Below are 23,334 nucleotides of genomic sequence, written 5' to 3' on the forward strand. Positions count from 1 at the left end.
ATGATGCCATCCTGTAAGACCTGCCGCGCTCACCGCATCCTACGGGCTGTGACGCTCTGCCGGCGCGCTCCAAGCATCTTGCTTTCCGATTTCCACGGGCAACGGCCAGATCACAGGCGAGCCTGACGGGTTGTCCCGGAACCCCGGATTGCCGGTTTGTTGTTGTTTCAACAGATCGGGATTAGGATGCCGCCTATGAAGAAATGCAACAAAACGTCGGAGAGCCCGCAACCGAAGCCCAGACAAGGGTTTAACCTACGCAAATGGTTGTGGGCTGCTGCCGGAGTTGCGTTTGGAATTGGCTTGATGAGCTCCGGGTGGCTATGGCCCATTGGCATAGCGATCGGCATAGCGATCAGCATCCCGTCGGCGTTTTACGGCTTTCGTTCCTTAGGCAAACCAGGTGAGTTCAAACAGGACCCACACGAAAAGAGAGCCCGGTTTCGCAGTTGGATTGTCCCGCTACACCGATTCCAGTTCCATCACGAGCCCTATCGCCGTGAGACCGGCTCCGACAGCTTCATCGGTCGTGAGGCCTTGTGTGCCGAGTTCCTGGCCCTGCTTACCAGTAGTCAAAACAGCTCGGGCAGCTATCTGGTCACCGGCTATCGCGGCGTCGGCAAGACCAGCCTGGTCAAGAAGGTGCTGCATGACTATGCCGACGGTCACCATCATCTGAACCTGCGTGAACGTGCAGACTTCTTTGGCCCCCTCCTGATGCGCTGCAGCAATAGGTGGCTGGCCTGGCGGGGTAAGTGGCTTCTTTGGCTCCATCGTCGGCAGGCACAGCGTATCCGCAAACGCCGGGGTCAGGGACGCACCGCTCCGTGCTTCTTCTGGCCAATCGGTATCTTAGTGTCATCGGTATCACTGGCAAATCTGCGCTGGGTGTTTGGTTTCGTCCTGCTGATCCTGCTGGTCGTGTCACCGACGGCCCCAATAGGGCTATCCCTGATAGGCGTGTTGGTCGTGGTGACCTTGACTCATCAGTTTTTCAAACACCGGTTTGCGATCTTCTATCCGACTCTATCTGCGCACCTTGTTGAAATCCGGCCTGATCTATGAGCAACGGCGGCAATACGATCAGGCCGCCGGCTGTTATCTACAGGCCAAATCGCTGGTAGAAATCACTCTGGAGCATGAGACCCTGAAGCGGCTGTTCTCGAGGGCCGAGAATCAGATCCACCTGTACGCCCAACCCCATGTCAGTCTGGCCTTCCTCTATGCCAAGCAGGACGCCTCCCTGGAGCGGGCACTCCAGCATCTGGATGATGCGCACGCAATGCGCCAGCGGTTGGATGTGCAGGACCCATCTTCAGGCGAGAGTGACCGCAGCCTCCGGGGGATTCTTTATGTCCGGCTGTATCTGCGTCAGGCCGAGCTGCTGTTGTTCCGCTCCGACCTGATCGGCGCCGCCTGTAGCTTTGCCAAGGCGGCCCGCGGTGCCTACGCGCTTGCCGGTTGGCCTTCGCCGCCGGCCACAGGATCTCAGGACGGCCATATCGAGTCCGAAGCGGACGGCAAGGTGCATCGTTTGCATCTGCTCGGCTATGCCCTGTCCGGCCTCGGCGATGCCGCGGCCGGGCTCGATCTGGGCGGCGCCTTCGAGTCCCGACACCGGAGGGGCTGTTTCTTCCGCGACCATCACGCGTCCGGGCGGCAAGCGGTGGCCGCGGACGACTGCCGTTGCAATGTCTCCGTCCGGGCTGCGTTGGCCACCAAAGCTTGCCGCCTGAAGGAGAGTCTGAAACGAGCCCAAGCTCTGTTCGACCGTTTCGGCAGTCATGGCGAGGAGCCGGATACGGGAAGGATGGACGATAACGCACTGTTCGTCGAAGCCAACGTCTTGGTCTATGCCAATACCTTGCAGGGCAATACCATTAAGTCAAGCCTCAAAGCCCCTCTCCCGGCGGGAGAGGGGTTGGGGAGAGGGCGAACGAAAACAGGGATCAACCAATCACAAACGGCGCCGGTGACGCTTAACTTACATGGCATTGCCTTGCAGGGGATTCGATCGCTGCTACCGAGAAAGGAAAGGACGTCGGGGTTCCTCCGTCACCCGCGACCTACTACGGACCAATGGCAAAATCCTGCGGTCGGAAGGCGTCATCATTCGCGACGGCCTGGACAGGCTTGGCCTGTTGGCGTCGGGCGCAAGACTCTCGGAACGCACCCACGCCGCGCCGGTTGACCACCCGGATCAGGTTGTAGCCACGTACCAGGAAGTGGTCCCAGCCGAACCAGCGTTTGAGGCGCCGAAGGGATGTTCGACCAGACCGGCACGCTGACGCATCTTCTCTGGCCCCTGATCGGCCATCCGTTGCCGCTGGGCCTCAACCAACGCCGCGTGCTCACTGCGGTAAATGCGGTGCACGCCGCCGGCGTCGGGCCAGCACACCGCCTTCAGCGGGCAGGCTCGGCACTGACTGGCCGGGCGGCTGTAGCCGGTGCGCCGAGTGCCGTTCTTCTGATGCGGCTGACCGCGCGGGGGGAGCAACTCGCCGGCGGGCAGATGTCGACATCAAGGGTACGGTTGTACGAGAATCGCTCGCCGCTGAGGCGGCCGTGGCCGGTAACCGCCTGGTGCTGATTCGGGATGGGGGCCTAGACCGTGGCCCCAGCCGCTTCGCAGGCGGCCAATTCGGCCTCACTGGAGTAGCCGGTATCGGCGACCGCGGTAAAGGTTCCACCCCGAGCACCGCCATGGTCTCCCGGCATTGACGGCTGAGCTGGTTCTGATCGTTGCCGGCGTTGGTGACCTGGTGATGCACGATGAGCTTATGTTTGTGATCCACACCGCTTGGTACGTTGTCGCCGGTGACGTGCTGTTTTCCCTTATTCAAGGCCCGCGCATCGGGGTCGGTACGCGAGCGCTGGGTCTCACCGCTTTCCTCTAGCTGCTTGGTGTTGCCTGCTGGCGGGCCTGGCGCGCCTTGAGTTCCTCCAACTTGCTCGCCAGCGTGGGGTCTTCACCCAAGTCGAGCGCCCGAACGTGGTTGGTTTCGCTGACCTAGAGGGCGTTCTCAATTGAGCTGAATCCTCATGAAAATCAAGCACATCAGGCCCATGCAGCAGCGGCTACGAGTTTCCGAGACACTCCGCGGCGCGGAGCTTCTGCGTTCCCACGCGGCGCGTGGGAACGAGAGAAAGCCCGAACGTGGTTGGTTTCGCTGACCTAGTCTTCAACCCGGGCGGGCAGGCGTTGCCCGGCACGGGCGACGCCTGGCTTGTAACCTCTCGCCATCAATCTCACCCTCTCGGATCGAACTCGACCGGGAGTTTACCCTCGCCACCACCAAGGGCGAATTCTTTCACAGTCTCTGGAGCGTGGGAACGAGCAGCAAGGCTAGAAAAACAATCGATCCGCTATGCTGGCACCCGTGACCCTCGGCGACGACCCGCGTCTGGCACAGCTCCTCAGGCGCCTACCCGACCTGGGCCTACCCGTGTTGCCGCTGGATTACGAACGCATCACCCGGATCTTCGCCCCCGGTCGTCGGCTGGAATGGACCGCCGCCTGCGAGCTCCTGGTCGCCTTACTGGCCAAGGACGCGGAGCAACGCTATCTCATACGCCGTGAATTTCGCCGTCAGCTACCGCCGGTAGAAGAGGAAAAAGCGGAGGAAACACCGCCCGCGGGCGATGTGCCCGCCACCGTGCGCGGCAGTGCCGAGGCCGGCTTTCCCGAGCTGCACTTCGCCCGCGCCCGCTACGAGCGTGAGGTCTGGCTCTGGCTCGACAGCCGCCTGCGCACCCGCGAGGCCGTCGCCCTGGCCGATCAGATAGCGCGTGAGCTCACGCGTGCCGGGTTGCGGGTACGCCGCGCGACCTTCCCGGCCCTACCCGTCAGGATCTGCTTCGCCACCCGCAGGCAGGCCACACCATTCGATCTCGAGGCCGCCGCCCGCCAGGCCCTGGTCGCCCTGTTCACCGACGGCACCGGGATCGCCTGCACCCTGGACGGCACCGAGAGTGACCAAGCAGTGGGGCTGGAGCACGCCCTGCGTGAACTGCGGACCTGGCCGCGCCTGTGCCTGGTGGATTTCTCCCCGCCGGAGCTCGACCTCCCGGATCTGGCCGCCCGCCTCGGCCTCGCCTGCATCGCCCCCGCTGGGCTCCCCGCCTGGCTGGCGGAACGCGAGACACCCGGACCGCTGAGCGACCCGCTGCCGATCACGGATCTGGAGACACGCCTGTGGGCCACCGCCTGTGCCCTGCCGCACCTACCGGTGACCCTGGCCCAGGCTCGTGATCTCTATCAGGCACTCGGGCTGCCACCGGCCTGGCGACTGCCGGCACCGACGGCTGGCTACAGGGGTGCCGACGGCATCCGCTTCAGTGACGGCGAGCGCCGGGGGTTGCTTGCTGATCTCGCCCGCTGGGTGCGGGAAGACGGCCCCAACAGTAAGGCCGACCGCTGTTTGAAGACCGCACTCGATTTCTGGGAGACCCGTCTCGCCGCCAACACCGCAAACCTGGAGCAGCTGGCACACACCACCCCCGGCACACGCTGGGAGGACGGCGGTGCCGACCACGAGCAGGCCATTGAGCGCCAGCTGCTCGGCCTGTGGTGGGGCGATCAGCGCACGGCCCAGGCCGTGCGTGATCTCTGGGACCGCTACCAGCTCTACGACCATAACGACCAGGATTTGCAGCGATTCAAGCGGCGAATCCGTGAGCGTCTGGAGGAGCTCAGCGCCCATGGCCTCGCAGGCACGGAGGGCGACGGGCGTATCGTCTTACCCTGGCATTGGCGGCAGCTCCCGGAAGTCAACGGCGAGCCAGCCGGCACCGGCCGCCAGCGCCTACTGCATATGGGCTTCGCCGGTGCCGAGCCCGGCGGGCGTAAGACGCTGGGCGCGGATACTCGGCTCCTGCTCGGGGCCTTTGCCGGCATCGCCCTGGCCGGTCTCATCGGCATCGGGCAGCGCCTCGCTACCCCGGACGCTGCCGCCGTCACCCAAGACGCAAGCGCCACTAAGGGCAGAGTGGTGAACCGAGACAATATCACCGACAATATCACCATCCAGACCGGCATCACCCTCGAGGACTACAAGTCTGGCCTCAAGCGGCGGGAGCAAGAGGTCACCGAACGCCTGAAACAGGCCCTTGTCCAGGAACGCCAAATACTGGAGAAAGAGAAGGCGGAGATTGAGCGTCGATTGGCGGATACCGAAGCCAGCTACCAGAACTTTGTCAAGGAGCTGAAGGAACGTATCGATCAGCTGGAGGCTCTCCGCGGCCAAGTTCCCGTCGATACGCTCCTGGATCAGTCCCGTCTGGAGGATGAGATGGGTCGGTAGGTTGGGCAAAGCCACCAGGGACGGTGGCGTGCCCAACATTCCCCGTCGGGTGTCGGTTGGGCACAGCCAGGTAGGATTCAACGGCTCAAGAATCAAACTCAAGTAGGCTAGGCAAAGGCGTACCGGGAACGGCGCGCCGTGCTCAACGAGGCACAGGGAAAACCCGTAGCTACCTAAAGAAGGCATCCACGGAAAAGCCTTCCTTCTCGAGGATGCTCCGCAGCTGTCTCAAGGCGGTTATCTGGATCTGGCGGACACGCTCACGGGTTACGCCGAGTTCCTGGGCCACGCATTCCAAGGTGGTGCGATCATGGCCGTGGAGTCCGAATCGGCGCTCTACGACCTCGCGCTGTTTGTCGTTGAGCTTTTCCAGCCAATGGTCCAGATTGGACTGGACGGCGTGGTCATGGATCTTATCCGCGGGATCTGCGGCCGATTCGTCTTGCAGCTTATCCAGGAGATGCCCGTCCGCGTCCTTGCTGTAGGGGGTGTCGACCGAGGTGATATGCTCGTTCAGATCGAGCACGCGCTTGACCTCCCCGGTGGGCTTGTTCAAAAGGCCGGCGATATCCTCGGTGGTGGGCTCGTGGTCGAGCTTCTGGGTGAGACCCCTGGCCGCCTTGAGATAGGTATTGATCTCCTTGGTCACGTGGATGGGCAGACGGACCGTACGTGCCTGATTCATGATGGCCCGTTCAATGCTCTGGCGGATCCACCAGATGGCGTAGGTCGAAAAACGGAAGCCACGCTCCGGGTCGAACTTCTCCACGGCCCGTATAAGACCGAGATTGCCTTCCTCGATCAGGTCCGGGAGGGGAAGCCCGCGGTTGAGATAGCGATGCGCAACCTTGACGACCAGCCGCAGGTTACTGACGATCATACGCTGGCGCGCGGCATCGTCGCCGCTGTGGGCAAGGCGGGTAAAACGGACCTCTTCCTCGGCCGTCAGAAGTCTGGAGCCGCCGATCTCGTTGAGGTACAGACGTACCGTATCGAAGTCGCAGTCCCCGGCCACGGACCGGCCCGCGGGTGGCGCAACCGCATCCGGCGATTCATCGCCGTCGCCCGTTCCCTCGCTGATCGCTTCCAGCTTGGGACCACCCATCGCATCCTCTACGGCGTCGCTGCCGATCTCAGGCCCCGAATCCAAATCGTCTCGCTCGTCGTTCCTTGCCATGCGAACATTCCCTCGTAACTGAGATACCCAGGGTTGGGACTTAAGCGATTTCTGTCAAATGACATACCATCTTGTTTGTCTTTTCGTCCGTTTTTTTAGGTTGCGACAACAGTTACTTAAGTCTAATCATGCGCCTGTTGTCGCACCTGGAAGACGAACCAAAATTCGGCGCAATCCGGCATGCCATTTTCCGCTCATCGCCTTACGGGAGATACCTCAGAGGATCCACTGGGGTACCCTTCCTCCGAACCTCGAAGTGGAGACGATAGGCCCCATCGGACGCCTGTCCCACCTCTGCGATACCCTGACCGCGCTTCACGCGGGCCCCTTCGCTCACCAAGAGCCGGCGGTTGAAGCCGTAAGCACTCAAATAACCCTTGGCGTGCTTGATGATGATAAGGTTTCCATAACCCTTGAGTCCACTGTTGCTGTAGACCACGGTCCCGCTCTCCGCGGCCACTACCTTCTGACCGGGACGCCCGGCGATGCGGATACCCTGTTGCGTCCGGTCCCCGCTCCGGAACCTTTGCACAACCTTACCACCGAGCGGCCACCGCCAGCGCAATCCGGATGCCACCCGCGCGCGCTTGCCCGGCGCGCGCCGCGTTGTCTTGGTCGAGGTCTTGGCAGCAGCCTTCTTTTTGCCCCTCGACCGCTTTGCCGTCTTTACCGTCCGTTGAGTACCGCGGTTGGTCGAGCTGCTCTTCCCCCACGGCGGTTTTACCCGCAACAGAGAGCCTGCGTAGATGCGATAGGGAGGACCCAGCTTATTCCAGCGTGCCAGGGTCTTGTAGCCGACCTTATACCGACGGGCAATCCCGGACAGGGTGTCGCCGCTGCGGATCCGGTAATAGCCGGGCGGGGCAGGCTCTAGGGAGCTGCACCCCGCCAGGACCAGGACGAACAGCAGGGCCACGAATGCGGATCCGGCTCGACGGCCAACTATCCGCAAGCTACCGACCTCGATGCCCACCTGCCGCCACTCGCATCGCCTCCGCCCTCATCCGCGTTCCACTTCGGTAACCTACCGGAGGAGTACCACCAAGATAATGAGTAGGACCATGATCCAGCCGATACGGTCCACGTATGTCCGCAGGGTGCTCTCCATCCGCTCGCCACCCCAGGCCATGAGGGCGGCAACGAGAAAAAAGCGCGCCCCGCGCCCCACCGCCGAGGCAATCAGGAAAGGGATCAGCGCCATATGCAACACCCCGGCGGAGATAGTGAAAATCTTATAGGGAATGGGAGAAAACCCGGCGATGAAGATGGCCCACACCCCCCACGCCTGGAACCAGGCCTCGGCAGCGGCGAAGGGTTCGGCGTAGCGTCCGCCTTCCGCAACCAGGGGGGTGATCAGCTCGAATGCGAAATGGCCGATCAGATAACCTAAGAGACCGCCGAGCACCGAGGTGGCCGTGGTCAAGCCCGCGAACCACCACGCCTTCTGCGGTTTGGCCATACTCATGGGGGCAAGCATCACATCCGGCGGAATGGGAAAGAAAGAGGATTCCGCAAAGCTCAGTCCACCCAGATACCAGGGGGCGTGACGGTGCCGCGACCAGGCCATGACGCGATCGTAGAGGGGGGAGAAGATGCGCATTAAGCCACGCCTCCGAGCAAGGGTACGAAAGTGACGGGCTCCAATATCTCGTGGACATAACCCGTTTCGGTTCTCAACACACGCACCAGCACCTGTCGTTCCGAGTGCCCGATGGGCAACACCATGCAACCGCCCATGGTCAACTGATCGACGAGCACCCGGGGAATTCCCGCCGGCGCGGCGGTGACCATGATGGCACCGAAGGGCGCGTACTCCGGCCAACCCAGGGCACCGTCACCGTGACGCAGACGCACGTTTCGCAGCTCGAGCCTCCTCATGGCATGCTGAGCCCGTTCCAACAGGTCCGCCACCCGTTCGACGCTGTAGACCCGACGCACCAGCGAGGCGAGCACCGCGGTCTGGAATCCCGAACCGGTGCCGATCTCCAATACGGTGTCGGGGCTGCCTGGCGCCAGGAGCGCTTCGGTCATGCGCGCTACTGTGTAAGGCTGGGAGATGGTCTGTCCGTGGCCGATGGGCAGGGCCGATTCCTCGTAGGCACGGCTGGCCAGGGCCTCGTCCACGAACAGATGGCGCGGCAACCGGCGCATGACGGCGAGCACATCCAGGTTGTGGATTCCGGCCTCTTCGAGCCGCTGAATCAGGCGCTCGCGCGTGCGCTGGGACGTCATCCCGATCCCTTGTTGCATCGGTCAGCTGCATCCATCTAGCCGGCACGCCGTCAGCTCGAAAGCGGTGTGGTACGTCAAATCCACCTGTATCAGGATTCTCATCGGATTGCGGACGCACGGACGCCGGAGTCCGGTCAAAATGTAGGTCGGGTTAGGCGTGTACCCCGATGTTCGGTTGAGTCGATCAATCCGGGCACGCCTTAACCCGACAACCAAGGCCCACCCGAAGTAGGGTTTGTCGGGTTACGGCGCGTTCAGGTCTATTTGACGCCTCGACCCGGAGATATACGCCTAAACCCGATCTACCTTCTGACACAAGGCAAACCGATCCGCTAAGATCATGTCCTTGGCGAAGGCTTATAGGCGCTCACCCTCGTCAGGCCCGACGCAGCAACCCGTGCGCTGCAAGGCAACCCATAATACTGGAATCCTGGGCAGCGAACACCCACCCTTGGAACTACCGACGGTAGGACACGGTCAAAACAACGTGCCTGCTTTCCGCAGCATCCACACGCAACAGACATCCTCAATCAAGAACTCCCTGCACTCGAGGTTGCCGGAAGCATGCGAAAACACCTGCTAACCTCGGAAGCGAAGCTGTTTCGCAATGCCGTCGAAGACGCAAAACCCATCGCGACCGATCAAGCCGAACCCTTCCGGCGGCGTCCACCCCCGGTCCCTATCGTTCAGCCGCCGGAGCTGAGCGAACAGCCCCGACGCGCGACCCTGGCCGAGGCGGAGATCGAGACCGGCGACTACTTGCTCTTCTCCCGCGCGGGAGTGCAAAAGCGCCTGCTTGCTGATCTCCAGCGCGGTCACATGGAGGTAGGGCTGAAACTGGACCTCCATGGTCTGACCACGGCCCATGCCGAGCGCATTCTCGACGAGTTCCTGCGCGACTGCACTCGCCGGGGCGTGCGCTGCGCCCTCATTATCCACGGCAAGGGCGGCCGCTCCCCGGAGCAACCGCCGGTGCTCAAGCACAAGCTGAATTACTGGCTGCGACTGTACGACGAGGTCCTCGCCTTTTGCTCGGCAACCCGGCGCGACGGAGGCACCGGCGCCCTCTACCTACTGCTGCGCAACCCGGAGAAATCCCGACGCGGGCGCAGGGGCTATTGAACCCTGGGTAGTGGTTATCGTCCCGGTATTAGGTCCTGTTGACATTTAACCTTAACCGTTTGTTTTTCATCTGTTAGGTAACCGCAATGCTCAAGCGGTCCGCACAGCGGACCCTACCCTAACCACTTGATTGATTGTAGGGTCCGCTGCGCGGACCTTCTAAATGTCAACACGCCCTAGCTATCCGAACATTCCATAGACGAACCAGCGAACCAGGTTATCCTGCATCTCGAAGAGCGCATTGGCGAAGTTGAGGCGGTAGGCGTGCTTGCGGTCCGGAGAGGAGCGATCGCCTGAGCAACCCAGGCGAGGAGCGCGGTGAGGGAGTAGCAACCCTGAATTATCCGGCGCTGTTTGAGGGACCGGACGTGTTGCGTTGCGACGCACCAAGGCGCGCTGGTCGACCGGGGTGCGGTGCCGGCGTCTTAACGCAACCTACACCCACATGATCCCCCGCGTGGCCTGCCCGTGCGGACCTCACTTCGGGTGTAGGATGTGGTGAGCGCCTGCCCACCGCCCCCAGCACGCCTGCCTGGGCTGGCCTACCCCCAGGGATGGGAAAAGCCCGGCGGACAAGCGGCAGGCAGCAAACCGCATCATAAAGGAATCCTGAATGATTCGGCGCGGTTCGGGGGACCGGACTACCCATGGGCTAGGCTCCGTTTTAACCGGACAGCTTCCCAATATCCGATAACCCTGGACGGGCAAGCGGTGGCAGATCACCCCCTGCTCCCAGGGCATGCTGCATGAAGAGGTGCTTGATCGGCACCAGCCGGTCGACCAGCGACAGGCCCATGCTGCGCAGGACGGCCAGCGGCGGCACGGCGTTGCTGAACATACGCTTGAATCCGTCCATGGCGGCCAGCATGAGCAGGTTATCGCCACGGCGTGCACGCTCATAGCGTCGCAGCGCCCACAGCCCACCGATGTCCCGACGTCTGTCCCGGGCCTCGTCGAGGGCCGCCGTGAGGGCCGCCGCGTCCAACAATCCCAGGTTGACGCCTTGCCCTGCCAGTGGGTGCACGGCGTGAGCGGCGTCCCCGATCAAGGCCAGGCGCGGCTTCACATAGTGCTCGGCGTGCTGCAGCTGCAATCCGAACGCGGCCCGCGGCCCGATGTCACCGATAGGCCCCAAACGACCCTCGATGGCCGCTTCGAGCTCCGAACGAAAACCCGCCTCTTCGAGCCCCAAGAGCTCCTGGGCCCTGAATTCGGTGGCCGACCAAACGATGGCGCAACGACCATCACGCAGGGGCAGAAAGGCCAGGGGACCCGTGGGCAGGAAGCGCTGCCAGGCAGTCTCCCGGTGCCACTCCCGTATCTGCACGTTCGCCACGATGGCCTGCTGATCGTAGAGCCACCCCCGGCTTGCGATGCCGGCGCGACTCCGCACTCGCGAGTCGCGTCCGTCCGCTCCCACCAACAGGCGCGCGCTGATCCGCCGTCCGTCCTTCAGGTCGAGGAGGGCCGCATCCGTGGTCAGCTCGATCGCGCCCACGGCGGACGGACACAGCAAGGTGACCTCCTCCGACCTTTCCAGGCGCTCCCAGAGGGCGAGCTGGGTCACTCGGTTTTCGACGATATGCCCCAAATCAGGCTCACCGAGCTCGGCGCTGTCGAAGTGGATGCTGCCGCCACCCACGGCATCCCAAACGTGCATCTCCCGGTAAGGGCTCGCCCCCAGCCGCGTGATTCGATCCCAGACCCCGAGCCGTTCGAGGATGCGCTGACTGGCGCGGTTGAGGGCCGACACGCGCAGATCTACCTCTCCCGACGGCCAGGAGCGTTGGGGCGCTTGGGCTTCCACCAGAGCGATCCGCCAACCCTTGCCGACACAGGCGCAGGCCAAGGCGGCCCCCACCATACCGCCGCCCACCACCAGGATATCGAATCGGAGGTCCCGTTCAGTCATGTTCTCTCCTCAACGGCAGGGTTACCGATCCTCACGCTTCCTCTTTCAGGCTCATTTCAGGATTGGAAAGGACTGGGCAGGGATCCTCCTAGTACCTTATTGCAATCGATATTGCATGTGTAGGGAACGGCCTCCGTGCCGTTCCGAAAACTGTTCGGAACGCCACGGAGGGCGTTCCCTACAGCAAAATCATGCGAAATGGGGTACTAGGGGGTGTTCTCAATTAACAAACGATCTAATCCTGGCTATATCGAACCACGGATAGACACGGATAAACACGGATTTGTCGCCATCCGTGTCGATCCGTGTTCATCCGTGGTTCTCGTTCCGGTTGTTATCCCTGGATAATTTGTTATTGAGAACGCCCCCTAAGGTCCCCTCGCCGTAGGGGCAGGTCCCTGTGCCTGCCCTTAGAGGGCAGTCCACTGTTTCCAAACGTCGGCCTTCCCCATCCGGTGGTCGGCCATCGTCAGCTTCCGATGGTTGGGGCTATCGGGATTGTTGCACCAGCCCTTGCTCTGGGCGATCACTTGTTTTCCGTCGTCGGAGAGCTTGCGCATCCCGCCCCAGAATCGGCAGGTCGCGCAGGTGTCCTCCGATGTGGCATCGACCGAGCGCTCACCCCCAGGTCCGTCAGGCCTATGTCCATGTTCGTGCTCATCCGACGCCTGCGCGCCCATTGAGGCGAGCGCGACCGTACCGACGAGCAGCTTTCCCGAAGCGGCCAAAAAGCCGCGGCGTGTTTCGAGTGACATTGGATACCTCACTTCAGGTTGCATGGGTTGTTACGCCCAGGGCGAGCGCATGTCCTTAAAAATCAACAAGTTATAATTAAACCTTATTGTTACGTTCAGCCTTCAACTATCTGAATTCATTGATTTTAAAAAATTTTATACGCGCTCGCCCTGTTGTTACGCCTTGATCGGCAGGCTGGCGGCGAAAGGCCATTTATAATTCGAAAATTTTCATCAGGAAGTTAAATGTCAACACACCCTAACAGGGTAGAAGGGATTTAGCGGCTGAAGTCGATGCTCTATTATGCGTGAAATCGAAAACGCCAACGGGAAAGCCAAGCCATGCACGAACGTATGATATCGACGTTTGTCGACAGATACCCAGTTGATCTGTCAGTCATTCTACTGCAGATACTCGCGTACCCTTCGCAAGGCGGGAGAGGTTACCGCATCGAGATGTTCGATCCAACTGTCGATCTAGACGGTTGGGAGGTAGATCATGCCAGGAAAGTGATCAAGATCGACCGGAAGGGTTTGATCTCCAACTACTCCGATGCAGATCGTGCCGAACACCTGAAGCATGCGATAGAAACCGAGTTCCTCAAAACTCGCGCATCCCTGTTTTCGCAGGTCGGCTGGGGTACCGGCAAGGTCGTGTTGGGCGTTACGGAGTGTGCGGTCGGGCTGGTGGGAATTATCGTGCCCGAACCAGGCACTACGGCCGGCGGTGTGGTCATGGCTGTGCTGGGCAGCAATACCATTGCCGACGGAATCACTCAGTTGTCCGGTGCCAATAAGGGGCATGGGTTCAACCTGCTGAGCGAGGGATTCGGTCATGCCGGAGCCACGATCGCGGATCTTGCGAACCTCAACCCGAAGCTTGGTCGTACCGTGGGCAAGGGGGTCTTCCTGGTCTCCTCGATTGCTGCCGGATCTCTCGCATCGATCAAGATACTGCATATACCGGGTAGGGTCGCTATCCGCCTGGGAGTGGGTGGACAGCCCGGCGGGGTGACCCTGGGTCGCTTGGATGCTCTCTACCGCAGCACCAAGGCAAGGGATGGAATGACGATTCTCAACATTAACAACAATGCCGGCCAAAGCATCCTGCGCTTCGTTACCCATGGGGGACATCTCGTAGTCAATGGCAGAATCGTAGGCGTGCAACGCATCTTGAAACACGAAGCAAGTGCCAAGGAAATCTTGAAGGGATTGCTGAAACTCCTGGCTCACGGCGCGAAGTTCTGAGGATGAGATGACAAAGAGGACCATGCCATTCTGGGTCGAGGGCATGAACGCCGAAGAACGTGAAAACCGGATAACCAGGCTGTTCACACTCATCGAACCCAAGTCCGGACGTGTCGCCCCCGAGGACCTCCAAGTCCAACGAACATTCGTATTCGTGCCCGACCCACCACCGCGGCCATTCGAGACAGAAACCAGGAATTTGGGGGCACGCTGCCTGCCATGGGGTGTCGCGGGGTGGGCGGCAGTCGCCGAGACTAAACAGGAGGCGGCGATCCTCGCCCCGGCCATATTCGACCTCTGGTCCGATTCTCTGTTCGTTATGGCGTTTGAGACGGGGCCGCCCGACGATGCCACGCTGGCGCAATGGATCATGAGGGTACTCGAAGTCGGAAGGGTCCCAACGCTCGTTGACAAGGCGCAAACGCCACCGTTGCCTGACTATACCCTGGCCACTTTCGACTGGGGCGACCTGGTTGTCGAGGCACCAACCGAGGAATAGCAGGTAAGATTGGTCTCCTTCTACCGCTCACATAAATGCCGACGGCCCCTACCGACCCGACCCGCTCTACAGCTTGCGCTTGATCTCATCCCATAGGGCCCGGTAGGCCCTGGCAGCGGCGCTGGAGGGTGCGTAGGCGGGCAAGGGCTGGCGGTGGATGCCCATCCGTTCCACGTCCGAGGCATCGGGGATCCGGGTGGCGAGCAGATCCGGATAATCCCCTGCCAAGCGCTCGATGATGTCCAGATGCAGGCGCTTGCGGCGATCCACCATGGTGAACAGGGGCAGCACGCGCAGCGCCCGGAGCTGGCCGTGTTCCCCCAGAAACGCCAGCAGCTGATCCAGGGTCCGTGCCGAAAGGGTGGTGGGGATCATGGGCACCAGGATGGCATCGGCGGCCCGGAAGATGTTCTCCGAGACCAAGGAGATACTGGGCGGGCAGTCCAGGAAGATGTAGTCGTAGTCCTCGGCCAGGGGCTTGAGCAACCGCGACAGCCGCTTGGTGGATTGTTTGGCATCCTCCAAGACCAGATCCAGGTTGCGAAAGGAGAAATCCGCGGGCAGCAGATCCAGGTTCTCGAAATCCGTCCCCTTCACTACTGTATCGAGCGCCCGCTTGTCCCTTACCAGGGCCTTGCCGCCCCCTTTGACCTTGGGCCTGACCCGGAAGTAATAGGTGGCGGCGGCCTGGGGGTCCAGATCCCACACCAGGGTGCGATTGCCCTCTTCCGCGGCCAGATAGGCGATATTGACGGCGGTGGCGGTCTTCCCGACCCCACCCTTGATATTGTAGACACCGATGACCTTCAAGCTCGCTGACCTCGTCTACCTTCGGGGGCAAACAGCTCGCGCCAGACCAGCCGATTCGGTTTTGAATCGAAGTCGGCAAAGATCGCCGAGAACGCGACCCGGGCCTGTTGCTGGTGGTCGAACAGACGGCCAATCAGGGCGCCCATGGCGAGTAGGGTATCGGTCTCGACGCCCCCCGCGTCCTGCATCTGCTGGGCGGTCTCTCGCAGGTGGTCGACCTGCACCGCCGTATCCTGGAACCTGCCCAGGTTGTCGAGCAGTCGCTTGAGCATCTTGACCAGCGCACCGATCTGCTGCGGGTAGAGACTGCTGAAGAACTCCAGCAGATAACGCAGCTTCTTGCAATGCTTGCGCAGCGCGTGCAGCTCGGGGGCGGGGGAATCGGGGGTGATGGCCCGACCCGCTTTGCGCACCCGCCGATACATGCTCCGGATACGGGCATCCGCCACCGCCTTGGTGGGGCGCATGGCGTTGCGGACGGCGGAACGCTCCGGGACCGGCGCTTCCAGAAAGGCCCGCCAAGACGTCAGCAGACCCTTGAACTCCGGCGAGCCAAGCGCCTGCACCAACGCCTTGTGGACCCCCTCGTAATGGTCCGCCAGGAACGCCCGCAAGGGTTCGAGACAGGGCCGCAGGGGTGGGGGTAGGCGCGCTTGGTAACCATCGAAATCCAGCAGATAGACGTCCAGGTCGCGCATGGGACCCGTGATCTGCTGCACCCAGGCAAAGCGCGTCTTGTAGTCCTCCACCAGCTCCGACGCGAACACGCCCTTGATCTGGGTAAGCGCCGAGCGGGTGCGTCTGGTGGCTACCCGCAGGTCGTGCAGGAACTCCGAATCCAGATTTGCCTTGGCGCCCTCGATGTTGGCCTCCAGGGTATCCAGCAGCCCGCGCAAAATCTCCTTGGCGGCGGCATCCGCCCGTTGGTACCCATCCAGGTGGTAATCGAGCTTCGAGGAATAATCCCCCGGACAGCGACCCGCAGCGGCCAGGGCCTCCGACAACACCTGGTTGCGCGCCGGCTCCAGTTCCAGATCCCGGCTGAGCATCCGAGCCGTCTCCCGCAGATCCGCCGCATAGCCCCTGACCGGCAGCAGACAGACCCGCGCCGCCAGGGGCCCCTCACGGTCGCGGTCCGCATCCCTGAACCGGTTGTCCTCCAGCAGCAAGCGGACCACCGTCTTGTCGTCCTCGTTGAGCAGACGCAAGGGCTGCACCCGGCTTCGGACCTCCAGCAGCGGCAATAACCGGCGGATCCCCAGCACCGGTTCCAGTCGGTCGCGCACCGGACCTGTGGGCAGATCCCAGGCGAAGCCCGGCGCCGCGTCGATGCCTTGCATCCGGGGTGGGGCGTCGGTGCCCAGATCCCGCCACACCAACCGGCGACCCGCGGCGTCCAGCCGTTCTTCCAACGTGGCCTGATCGAGATAGAGGCGCCAGTCGAAGCTGTCCAGGAACCGCCTGGTTACCTCATCGGTGGGATCTTCGATGAAACGCATCCGGTCTCGGATCAGATGTTTAACGTTCTCTAAGCCGATCCCATCCGGGATGAGATATTCGCGCGCGATCCGAACCATGTCTTCAGGGATCTCCCTCCTGCAAGTTAAGGGGTAGTGCTCAATATGTAGTGATCCTGTTCTGAATGCTCATTGCAAAGTTCCAATCGGACAGGATTAACAAGATTTTCAGGATTAACAGGATTCTTTAAAGGGCACCTTGAAAAATCAGGTGTTTTCATCAATCGAGCGATTCTAAGCCATTGATTATTCAAACGTACCGTTGGCGAAAATCGTATTTTTCAAAGTGCCCTTAAAACGAAGAAAAATCCTGTCAATCCTGCAAATCCTGTGAATCCTGTGAATCCTGTGAATCCTGTACCATTGGATAACAGCACAGAGCTTGAAGTATTGCCAGTAGCGTTCAACCGGAAACTTATCACTACATATTAGGCACTACCAGCTAAGGGATACCGCTGCCCCCAGGGCAACCGAATGATAACGCGATAGAAAGCAACAGGTTACAGCGATGCATTAGGCATCCAAACCGGAATTAAGAGATTATTATTCGGTAGCCCTGCTCACAACCCTGATCGCAACCGGGGAGGAAGGCGGGAACAATATGACAATTTTGTTACGAAGGGTTGAACTTCGCAAGACATCCCGCCGCCGTTCCAGCATAAGCGGCCCCTTGTGCGGGATCCTTTGAACCGCACAGGCACACAGCCTGATTGACCATCCAGGACCGTAGGGCGGGAAAGCGCAGCGCATCCCGCCGTAGCGCTGGGAACGCCGGTATCCTGCCGGCCAGGATTTGCCGGCAAGAGGCTGTTCCGACCCGCCTTCTCCGCGGCGCGGAGCTTCCACGTCCCCACGCGGCGCGTGGGGACGAGAAGAAAATATCAACAGCCCCTAGGCGAGTCGAAACCCCGGTGCTCACGCCGCCGCAACGCAAGCTGGTAGAGCCGGTTCCGATTGCCACCGGTTATACGAGCGGCGAGCGCGGCGGCTTGTTTGAGGGGAAGGGCATCGGACAAAATGGTCAGGACTCGCTCTTCCTCAGCCTCCCGGACGGTCTCATCGGTCTTGCGGCTGCCTTCTACCAATATAACGAGCGCTCCGAGCCGTTGCTCCGGATCGTCATCCAGGCGTTCGGCAAGCGCGCCGAGGGGGGCATGGATGAAGGTCTCGAAGCGTTTGGTGAGCTCTCGGGCCAAAACGGCGCGCCTTTCGGTGCCGAGTACCGCGCCCATGTCCGCCAGTGACGCCGCGGCACGGCCACCGGACTCATAGAAGACCAAGGTCCCCGGCTCGGTAAGCAAGCCGGTCAGCCACGCGCGGCGCCTGGCCGAGGCACGCGGGGGGAAACCGAGAAACAGGAAGCGATCACAGGGCAGGCCGGAGGCGGAAAGGGCGCAGATCGCCGCATTGGAACCGGGTATAGGCACCACGCTGAAACCACGCTGCCGCGCTGCGCGCACCAGCACGAAGCCGGGATCGCTGATCAAAGGCGTACCCGCATCCGAGACTAGGGCAAGGTCCCGACCCTGCGAGAGTAACGCGAGCAAACGCTCGGCCATTTGTGCCTCGTTATGATCGTGGTAGGGGCAGAGCTTTGCCTTGATCCCAAAGTGGGTCAGCAGGCGACGGGTGTGGCGCGTATCTTCGGCGGCGATCAAGTCGACCTGGGCGAGCACTTGGCGGGCCCGATCGGTCATATCCCCCAGATTGCCGATGGGCGTCGCTACTACGTAAAGTATGCTAGAGTTATGAGACATTTGGCCTCTACACCATCCAGAATAAGTACCGGACCGAAGATGTTCCAAAAAATCGACCCGACTGCTACCGCCCGCATCGCCATCCTGTCCCTGCTCGCCACCCTGGTCATCGCCCTGAGCGGCTGCGCCGGCTTGAGGACGAAGGCCGACTCCGAGCGCGACCGACTCGTCACCGGGGGCTATCAGGGTAACGAGACCCTGGCTGTACTGCTTCCCGAATCCGGCCGCTTCGCCGGCGCCGCCAATGTCGTGCGTGCTGGAATACTCGCCGCCCGGGAAGCGGACCCGGAGGGGAAGCGGCCCAAGCTACGCTTCTACGATAGCGCCGCCGGCTCGATCAGCGCCTTGGTACGGCAAGCCGCCAAGGACGGCGCACGCCTGGCGATCGGTCCCCTGCAGAAGCCGGCGGTGGAGAAGCTCGCGGGCTCGACCACACTGCCGATCCCGGTCCTGGCCCTGAACCGGGTAGCGGCTGCCGCCAAACCGTCCAACCTCTACCAGTTCTCCCTTGCGCCGGAAGACGAGGTAAGCGAAATAGCCGCCAGGGCCTGGGGCGAAGGACATCGTAAGGCCGTAATCCTGTACCCCAAGAGCAAGTGGGGAGAGCGGATGTCGCGGGCGTTTCGCCGGCAGTGGAAGGCCCAGGGTGGAACCCTTGTCACCGCCCAGGCATTCAACCCGAGGGCCACGGACTTCTCAAGTACGGTCAAAAAATTGTCCGAGCAGGTCGCACAGGCGGACTTCATGTTTTTGGCCACCCCCTCGAAGCTGGCGCGCCGGGCATGGGTTCAGATCCGGAGCAAACTCGGCACCAAGACGCGAGTTTACGCGACCTCCCACATCTACGACGGACATTTCGATCCCAAAGACGACAAGTATCTGGTGGGACTGAATTTCGTCGAGATCCCCTGGCTCGTCGAGCCGACGCCGGGTGACGCCGTGTCTTCCAAGGGATTGAGCAAGCAGCTGCCGCGGCTCTATGCCATGGGAATCGATGCCTATCGCCTCGGCTCGCGGCTGGATTGGCTGTCCGGTAACCCGCAGGTACGCGTCCAGGGGAAGACTGGTACTCTCCGCCTGGACTCCCGGCGGCGGGTCCAACGTAAGCTGACCTTGGCCCGTATGGATGCTACCGGCCCGGTCAAGCTCGAACCAACGAGCGATCAGCAAAAACCGGAACTGAGGATCTTTGCGTGGGCAAAATCGCTGTTTTAAACATGGCTTTGCGCCCCGCCGCGGCTTCGCATCCCACCGTCTAGGGGTTTCCACCCTTGCCGATACCGACCACTAACCGGTTGGCAAGGAGCGGCGGTGACACGGAACGTCTCGCCTGCACCTACCTTCAGGCAGAGGGGCTGCGTTTATTGGAGCCTAATTACCGCTGCCGACGCGGTGAGATCGACCTGGTGATGCGCGAGGGGGATACCCTGGTGTTCGTGGAGGTCAGATTCCGGGCCTCCTCGCGTTTCGGCACCCCGGCGGAGACCGTCAACATCCACAAGCAACACCGACTCGCGGCGGCCGCGGCCCATTATCTGCGGTACCATCCGACCAAACTGGCTTGCCGCTTCGACGTCATCGCGGTCAGCGGCAACAACCATATCAACTGGATCCGGAATGCATTCAATGTGCAATGATCTGCGAAAGCGTATTTTTCGGCCGCTCCAAATGCCGAACCAGCGGACATTGAGGACAGCGCTGGTGCTGGGCCTTACCCTCCCTTTGCTGCAGGGATGCGGTGCCCTCCTGCTCGGCGGCGCTACCGCGGCCTCGGTGGCCCATGAGCGGCGCGGTTCGCGCACTGTGCTGGAGGACGAGTACACCGAACGCTCAGTGGCCCAGCTATTGACCGACAATCCCGACATCGACAGGCATAGTCGCATCGCTACCACGAGCTATAACCATTGGGTGCTTCTCACCGGACAGGCCGAGACCCAACATATCAGGGACCGTTTCGCCCAGAAGGTAGCCCGCTTGCCGCGGGTAAGGAAGGTAATCGACGAGGTCACGATCGGACCATCGGCGAGCTTTGCACGGGAGAGCGAAGACGCCCTGATCACCTCCCGCGTCAAGCTCGCACTGACGAAGATCGACCTTCCCGGTTTCGACCCAACCCGCGTCAAGGTCGTTACCGAGGCAGGTAGCGTATTCCTCATGGGTCTGGTGTACCCCCGGGAGGCGAAGGCGGCAGCGGAAAAGGCCCGCTATGTGCCCGGTGTGACCAAGGTCGTCAAGATCTTCGAGCATATCGAGCCCTGACCTGGGCCGGGAGCTACTATGGCAGGCTTAGAGGCTGTCTAAAAACTAACCTATTGATTTTCTACTGGCATTGATTTTCGGCTGGCTCCCCACGCTCCAGCGTGGGAGCAGACCTGGTCCCGACGGAGGAGGGATCTGACGCTCCAGCATCGATTAAGCGCCTGGTAGGCTAACAGCCAATGCCTATCAGCACGGAGAAGCTGCGTCCGCTGGAGCGGACAAGACGGCGTTCCCACGCTGGAGCGTGGGAACGAGCGCGAAATTTTCAGATTTTATGCCCTAAAATCAGTATCTTAATTTTTAGACAGCCTCTCACCGAGATCGGAGCCGATGCGCTGGTAGAAGCGGCTGATCCGGGCGCGGGAAGAACCACGAATGGACACCAATCCGATGCGGCGGGCAGATCCCTGTGCCTGTCCTCAAAAAGTGCAGCCACGACGCCGACGATGAAATCGGAACCGTCCGCCCTGCCACCGCCTAAGCGGCAAGCCGGAGCACTCTTCTCCGCCGTGATCCTGCTGCTTGCCGGCTGCGCCTCCTCGCAGGTCCCCCCGGCCATTGGCAAGGCACCGGAAAAACCGATTTTGGTTGCGCAGGTACAACAAGAACCCGACCGCTTTCTCGACCGGCGAGTGCGCTGGGGCGGTACCATCGTCGCGGTCCGCAACCGGAAGCAGACCACCGAGATCGAGATCCTGTCCCGCCCGCTGGATTCGGGCGGACAGCCGCGGGGAAAGGAGCCCGGCACAGGCCGCTTCATCGCCTTGCTGACGGGATTCGCCGATCCGGCAGAATACCCCGAAAAGCGGTTGCTCACCGTAACCGGGCGCCTGAAGCGCGTAGAAACCCGACCTATCGGCGAGTATCCTTACCCCTATCCGGTGGTCGCGGTCGAACAACCTTACCTCTGGCCAGAACCATCACCCTCGGGACCGCCCTATTTCTACCCGGACCCTTGGTATTACCCCTGGTACTCTCCCTGGCACCCTTGGTACTGGTAATACGGAGCCTTCAGAATACCTCCATGCGGCACACCAGCTTCTCTATCGTCTGTTCCCTGCTTCTCCTGGCGAGCTGTGCAAGCAATCTTTGCTTACCGCCGGTCGGCACCCCTTCCATTACACCGTCCGTGGTATCCGCCACCGGCGATCATGTGGGCAAGCCGATCCAATGGGGCGGTATCCTGATCGAGACCCGTCATTTCAAGGAGCATACGGAGCTCGAGCTGATCGCCTATCCCCTGGATAGCTGCGGCCGCCCCCGTACCGGAGCCGAGCAAACAGGGCGCTTCATCATCATCCATCCGGGATTCCTGGATACCACCGACTATCAGATCGGCCGCACGGTCAGCGCCACCGGCCGCATCACCGGGATCCGGACAGGACGGCTGGGGAACGCAGATTACGGCTTCCCGCTGCTGGAAAGCTACAAGGTCCACCTGTGGCCGGATCAACAGACTCGCAGCAATTATTCACGCCCCTGGATAAACATCGGGATCGGTGGTGGTGACGGCGATGTCTTTGGCGGAGTAGGAGTTGTCTTTTAGACTTGTTCCCGTTGATAAATCGGCACCTTAAGGCCAAACGGATGCTGGAAGATACTTGACGATACTCTTTATCCGTAAAATGACGAAAGAGGCATTAATATTGAGTGCCAGAGACATGGCCCCCAAAGAGAGAAAACAGTATGACAAGAAATAAACCCAAGGGCCTACCCCCTATAGGGTCACTCGATGAACTGGTGCAGTTTTTCGACACCCATGATATGGGTGAGTATTGGGAGCACATGCCGGAGGTTTATTGACGATTTCAACCTGTCTACAACGGGATCGCTTAGTGTTCCCGCAACTCGCGACAACGGCGTTACAGAATCGATAAAAAGGACACCCATTATCCTGATCGGACCCGATTCAAAGGTCACAAAGGAGGAAAGGCTGGCTTGGTGTAATGGAGAGAACAATTCAGATTGCCGGCATCAAAAATTTGATGGAAGCGAAGATGTTGGTGGATTCAGGGGTAGAGTGGCTTGGATTCCCTTTGCGTCTCGACGTGAACACCCCTGATCTCACCGAGCGGCAGGCCGCTGAGGTCATTCGATCACTGGGATCTAAGACAAGAGCGGTCATCATCACCTATCTCAATGGGGCTCGGGAAATTCTCGACTTCACAGGCACCCTTGGAACTCCGTACCTACAACTGCATGGACCGATCAAAGTGCATCAGTTGCACCTCCTCCGTAATTCCGGCAAAAGACTTTTCATCATCAAGAGCCTTGTCGTTGGGGAATCCAACAAAGATCAACTTGTCAAGGGCTTACAGATGTATCCGCCTTATGTGGATGCCTTTATAACGGATACTTTCGACCCCCATACAGGAACCAGGGGCGCCACTGGCAAGACCCATGATTGGAGCATCAGTGGAAAAATTGTTGAAATGTCTCCCCGTCCAGTGATACTTGCCGGTGGTCTCAACCATTTGAACGTACGGGATGCGATTTTGGCGGTCAAACCTGCAGGAGTTGATTCCCACACGGGCGTCGAAAACAAGGATGGCGACAAAGACCCGAAACTTGTGAGAGCATTTGTCAGCGCCGCAAAGTCGGCCTTCGAGGAGATATAAGGCAAGATGATGGCAAGAGAGAACACTCATTTTGTTTCTGCCTAGTACCTAGTTTCGACCGATATTGCAAGTTCATAGTATCTGCTTGCTCACACGCCTGACTTTCACGCTCCGGTGCCAAAATTAGTAGAATCGATAGAAACTAG

Annotated in this window: 25 protein-coding genes; 15 read left to right on the forward strand and 10 right to left on the reverse strand. The window is 60.9% G+C overall.

The window, feature by feature from the left end:
* Positions 1 to 306: 306 nt before the first annotated feature.
* Both E1958_RS17960 and E1958_RS17965 read left to right on the forward strand, forming a co-directional pair.
* A complete protein-coding gene (locus E1958_RS17960) occupies positions 307 to 1,065 on the forward strand; it encodes an ATP-binding protein (protein ID WP_133513086.1) in 759 nt (252 codons plus the stop codon).
* Positions 1,007 to 2,191, forward strand: a complete 1,185-nt coding sequence (locus E1958_RS17965) for a hypothetical protein (RefSeq protein ID WP_133513087.1) — start codon at positions 1,007 to 1,009, stop codon at positions 2,189 to 2,191. Before E1958_RS17960 ends, E1958_RS17965 begins: the two co-directional genes overlap by 59 nt.
* A 9-nt stretch (positions 2,192 to 2,200) precedes the next feature.
* Here E1958_RS17965 and E1958_RS22160 read toward each other — a convergent pair whose 3' ends face one another.
* On the reverse strand, positions 2,201 to 2,497 hold the full coding sequence (locus E1958_RS22160) for a transposase (protein WP_166664693.1): 297 nt from the start codon (positions 2,495 to 2,497) through the stop codon (positions 2,201 to 2,203).
* A 68-nt stretch (positions 2,498 to 2,565) separates the two neighbouring features.
* Between E1958_RS22160 and E1958_RS22165 the strand changes: the two genes are divergently transcribed.
* The 3 genes from E1958_RS22165 (at position 2,566) to E1958_RS17980 (ending at position 5,303) form a co-directional block, all read left to right on the forward strand.
* Positions 2,566 to 2,721 carry a hypothetical protein gene (locus tag E1958_RS22165; RefSeq protein WP_166664694.1) on the forward strand — a complete coding sequence of 52 codons (156 nt, stop codon included), beginning with the start codon at positions 2,566 to 2,568 and terminating at the stop codon, positions 2,719 to 2,721.
* Positions 2,718 to 2,897 carry a hypothetical protein gene (locus tag E1958_RS17975; protein WP_133513088.1) on the forward strand — a complete coding sequence of 60 codons (180 nt, stop codon included), beginning with the start codon at positions 2,718 to 2,720 and terminating at the stop codon, positions 2,895 to 2,897. Before E1958_RS22165 ends, E1958_RS17975 begins: the two co-directional genes overlap by 4 nt.
* A 471-nt stretch (positions 2,898 to 3,368) precedes the next feature.
* Complete coding sequence (locus tag E1958_RS17980; protein WP_133513089.1) at positions 3,369 to 5,303, forward strand: hypothetical protein; 1,935 nt, start codon at positions 3,369 to 3,371, stop codon at positions 5,301 to 5,303.
* Positions 5,304 to 5,472: 169 nt separating this feature from the next.
* On the opposite strand, the gene rpoS is transcribed toward E1958_RS17980, so the two are convergent.
* From rpoS to E1958_RS18000, 4 genes are all read right to left on the reverse strand, one after another.
* A complete protein-coding gene (rpoS, locus tag E1958_RS17985; RefSeq protein ID WP_133513090.1) occupies positions 5,473 to 6,480 on the reverse strand; it encodes an RNA polymerase sigma factor RpoS in 1,008 nt (335 codons plus the stop codon).
* 202 nt (positions 6,481 to 6,682) lie between these two features.
* A complete protein-coding gene (locus E1958_RS17990; RefSeq protein WP_243725303.1) occupies positions 6,683 to 7,396 on the reverse strand; it encodes a peptidoglycan DD-metalloendopeptidase family protein in 714 nt (237 codons plus the stop codon).
* A 108-nt stretch (positions 7,397 to 7,504) separates the two neighbouring features.
* Positions 7,505 to 8,080 carry a YqaA family protein gene (locus E1958_RS17995; protein WP_133513091.1) on the reverse strand — a complete coding sequence of 192 codons (576 nt, stop codon included), beginning with the start codon at positions 8,078 to 8,080 and terminating at the stop codon, positions 7,505 to 7,507.
* Positions 8,080 to 8,730: a protein-L-isoaspartate(D-aspartate) O-methyltransferase gene (locus tag E1958_RS18000; RefSeq protein WP_243448471.1), complete on the reverse strand. Its 651-nt coding sequence runs from the start codon at positions 8,728 to 8,730 to the stop codon at positions 8,080 to 8,082. The genes E1958_RS17995 and E1958_RS18000 overlap by 1 nt, the downstream gene beginning before the upstream one ends.
* Positions 8,731 to 9,276: 546 nt before the next feature.
* Between E1958_RS18000 and E1958_RS18005 the strand changes: the two genes are divergently transcribed.
* Positions 9,277 to 9,834 carry a Smr/MutS family protein gene (locus E1958_RS18005; protein WP_133513092.1) on the forward strand — a complete coding sequence of 186 codons (558 nt, stop codon included), beginning with the start codon at positions 9,277 to 9,279 and terminating at the stop codon, positions 9,832 to 9,834.
* Between the two features lie 664 nt (positions 9,835 to 10,498).
* On the opposite strand, the gene E1958_RS18010 is transcribed toward E1958_RS18005, so the two are convergent.
* Positions 10,499 to 11,746: a UbiH/UbiF/VisC/COQ6 family ubiquinone biosynthesis hydroxylase gene (locus E1958_RS18010; protein ID WP_133513093.1), complete on the reverse strand. Its 1,248-nt coding sequence runs from the start codon at positions 11,744 to 11,746 to the stop codon at positions 10,499 to 10,501.
* A gap of 410 nt (positions 11,747 to 12,156) precedes the next feature.
* A complete protein-coding gene (locus tag E1958_RS18015) occupies positions 12,157 to 12,501 on the reverse strand; it encodes a hypothetical protein (RefSeq protein ID WP_133513094.1) in 345 nt (114 codons plus the stop codon).
* Between the two features lie 321 nt (positions 12,502 to 12,822).
* On the opposite strand from E1958_RS18015, the gene E1958_RS18020 reads away from it, so the two are divergent.
* On the forward strand, positions 12,823 to 13,728 hold the full coding sequence (locus E1958_RS18020) for a hypothetical protein (RefSeq protein ID WP_133513095.1): 906 nt from the start codon (positions 12,823 to 12,825) through the stop codon (positions 13,726 to 13,728).
* Between the two features lie 7 nt (positions 13,729 to 13,735).
* Positions 13,736 to 14,227: a hypothetical protein gene (locus tag E1958_RS18025; protein ID WP_133513096.1), complete on the forward strand. Its 492-nt coding sequence runs from the start codon at positions 13,736 to 13,738 to the stop codon at positions 14,225 to 14,227.
* Between the two features lie 66 nt (positions 14,228 to 14,293).
* Here the strand turns inward: E1958_RS18025 and E1958_RS18030 are convergent, their stop codons facing one another.
* The 3 genes from E1958_RS18030 to rsmI all read right to left on the reverse strand — a co-directional run bounded on the left by E1958_RS18030 (position 14,294) and on the right by rsmI (position 18,311).
* A complete protein-coding gene (locus E1958_RS18030; RefSeq protein ID WP_133513097.1) occupies positions 14,294 to 15,037 on the reverse strand; it encodes a ParA family protein in 744 nt (247 codons plus the stop codon).
* A complete protein-coding gene (locus tag E1958_RS18035; RefSeq protein ID WP_243448470.1) occupies positions 15,034 to 16,614 on the reverse strand; it encodes a CHAD domain-containing protein in 1,581 nt (526 codons plus the stop codon). The genes E1958_RS18030 and E1958_RS18035 overlap by 4 nt, the downstream gene beginning before the upstream one ends.
* Positions 16,615 to 17,435: 821 nt before the next feature.
* Positions 17,436 to 18,311, reverse strand: coding sequence for a 16S rRNA (cytidine(1402)-2'-O)-methyltransferase (gene rsmI, locus E1958_RS18040; RefSeq protein WP_133513098.1), 876 nt, complete (start codon positions 18,309 to 18,311; stop codon positions 17,436 to 17,438).
* Positions 18,312 to 18,350: 39 nt separating this feature from the next.
* Here rsmI and E1958_RS18045 point away from each other — a divergent pair, with 39 nt between their 5' ends.
* From E1958_RS18045 to E1958_RS18070, 7 genes are all read left to right on the forward strand, one after another.
* Positions 18,351 to 19,526 carry a penicillin-binding protein activator gene (locus E1958_RS18045; RefSeq protein ID WP_165742060.1) on the forward strand — a complete coding sequence of 392 codons (1,176 nt, stop codon included), beginning with the start codon at positions 18,351 to 18,353 and terminating at the stop codon, positions 19,524 to 19,526.
* A gap of 56 nt (positions 19,527 to 19,582) precedes the next feature.
* Positions 19,583 to 19,948, forward strand: coding sequence for a YraN family protein (locus E1958_RS18050; RefSeq protein WP_207787843.1), 366 nt, complete (start codon positions 19,583 to 19,585; stop codon positions 19,946 to 19,948).
* A gap of 31 nt (positions 19,949 to 19,979) precedes the next feature.
* Positions 19,980 to 20,570 (forward strand): BON domain-containing protein, encoded by a 591-nt coding sequence (locus tag E1958_RS18055; RefSeq protein ID WP_133513100.1) that lies wholly within the window; start codon positions 19,980 to 19,982, stop codon positions 20,568 to 20,570.
* A gap of 446 nt (positions 20,571 to 21,016) precedes the next feature.
* Positions 21,017 to 21,571 (forward strand): Slp family lipoprotein, encoded by a 555-nt coding sequence (locus E1958_RS18060; RefSeq protein WP_133513101.1) that lies wholly within the window; start codon positions 21,017 to 21,019, stop codon positions 21,569 to 21,571.
* Between the two features lie 23 nt (positions 21,572 to 21,594).
* Positions 21,595 to 22,116 (forward strand): Slp family lipoprotein, encoded by a 522-nt coding sequence (locus E1958_RS18065; protein WP_133513102.1) that lies wholly within the window; start codon positions 21,595 to 21,597, stop codon positions 22,114 to 22,116.
* 140 nt (positions 22,117 to 22,256) lie between these two features.
* Positions 22,257 to 22,373, forward strand: a complete 117-nt coding sequence (locus tag E1958_RS21450) for a BrnA antitoxin family protein (RefSeq protein WP_243448563.1) — start codon at positions 22,257 to 22,259, stop codon at positions 22,371 to 22,373.
* A 143-nt stretch (positions 22,374 to 22,516) separates the two neighbouring features.
* Positions 22,517 to 23,188 (forward strand): phosphoribosylanthranilate isomerase, encoded by a 672-nt coding sequence (locus E1958_RS18070; RefSeq protein WP_133513103.1) that lies wholly within the window; start codon positions 22,517 to 22,519, stop codon positions 23,186 to 23,188.
* Positions 23,189 to 23,334: the final 146 nt, after the last annotated feature.

It is taken from the genome of Candidatus Thiosymbion oneisti, from assembly GCF_004359955.1.
GTDB lineage: Bacteria > Pseudomonadota > Gammaproteobacteria > Chromatiales > Chromatiaceae > Thiosymbion > Thiosymbion oneisti.

Coding starts and splice junctions, on each gene's coding strand:
- E1958_RS18025 (WP_133513096.1), top strand. CDS start 13,736: ATGACAAAGAGGACCATGCCATTCTGGGTCGAGGGCATGAACGCCGAA.
- E1958_RS18070 (WP_133513103.1), top strand. CDS start 22,517: ATGGAGAGAACAATTCAGATTGCCGGCATCAAAAATTTGATGGAAGCG.
- rsmI (WP_133513098.1), bottom strand. CDS start 18,311: ATGTCTCATAACTCTAGCATACTTTACGTAGTAGCGACGCCCATCGGC.
- E1958_RS17960 (WP_133513086.1), top strand. CDS start 307: ATGAGCTCCGGGTGGCTATGGCCCATTGGCATAGCGATCGGCATAGCG.
- E1958_RS17995 (WP_133513091.1), bottom strand. CDS start 8,080: ATGCGCATCTTCTCCCCCCTCTACGATCGCGTCATGGCCTGGTCGCGG.
- E1958_RS18015 (WP_133513094.1), bottom strand. CDS start 12,501: ATGTCACTCGAAACACGCCGCGGCTTTTTGGCCGCTTCGGGAAAGCTG.
- E1958_RS21450 (WP_243448563.1), top strand. CDS start 22,257: ATGACAAGAAATAAACCCAAGGGCCTACCCCCTATAGGGTCACTCGAT.
- E1958_RS18000 (WP_243448471.1), bottom strand. CDS start 8,730: ATGCAACAAGGGATCGGGATGACGTCCCAGCGCACGCGCGAGCGCCTG.
- E1958_RS17980 (WP_133513089.1), top strand. CDS start 3,369: ATGCTGGCACCCGTGACCCTCGGCGACGACCCGCGTCTGGCACAGCTC.
- rpoS (WP_133513090.1), bottom strand. CDS start 6,480: ATGGCAAGGAACGACGAGCGAGACGATTTGGATTCGGGGCCTGAGATC.
- E1958_RS18020 (WP_133513095.1), top strand. CDS start 12,823: ATGCACGAACGTATGATATCGACGTTTGTCGACAGATACCCAGTTGAT.
- E1958_RS18060 (WP_133513101.1), top strand. CDS start 21,017: ATGAAATCGGAACCGTCCGCCCTGCCACCGCCTAAGCGGCAAGCCGGA.
- E1958_RS18005 (WP_133513092.1), top strand. CDS start 9,277: ATGCGAAAACACCTGCTAACCTCGGAAGCGAAGCTGTTTCGCAATGCC.
- E1958_RS18010 (WP_133513093.1), bottom strand. CDS start 11,746: ATGACTGAACGGGACCTCCGATTCGATATCCTGGTGGTGGGCGGCGGT.
- E1958_RS18045 (WP_165742060.1), top strand. CDS start 18,351: ATGTTCCAAAAAATCGACCCGACTGCTACCGCCCGCATCGCCATCCTG.
- E1958_RS18065 (WP_133513102.1), top strand. CDS start 21,595: ATGCGGCACACCAGCTTCTCTATCGTCTGTTCCCTGCTTCTCCTGGCG.
- E1958_RS18055 (WP_133513100.1), top strand. CDS start 19,980: ATGCCGAACCAGCGGACATTGAGGACAGCGCTGGTGCTGGGCCTTACC.
- E1958_RS18035 (WP_243448470.1), bottom strand. CDS start 16,614: ATGGTTCGGATCGCGCGCGAATATCTCATCCCGGATGGGATCGGCTTA.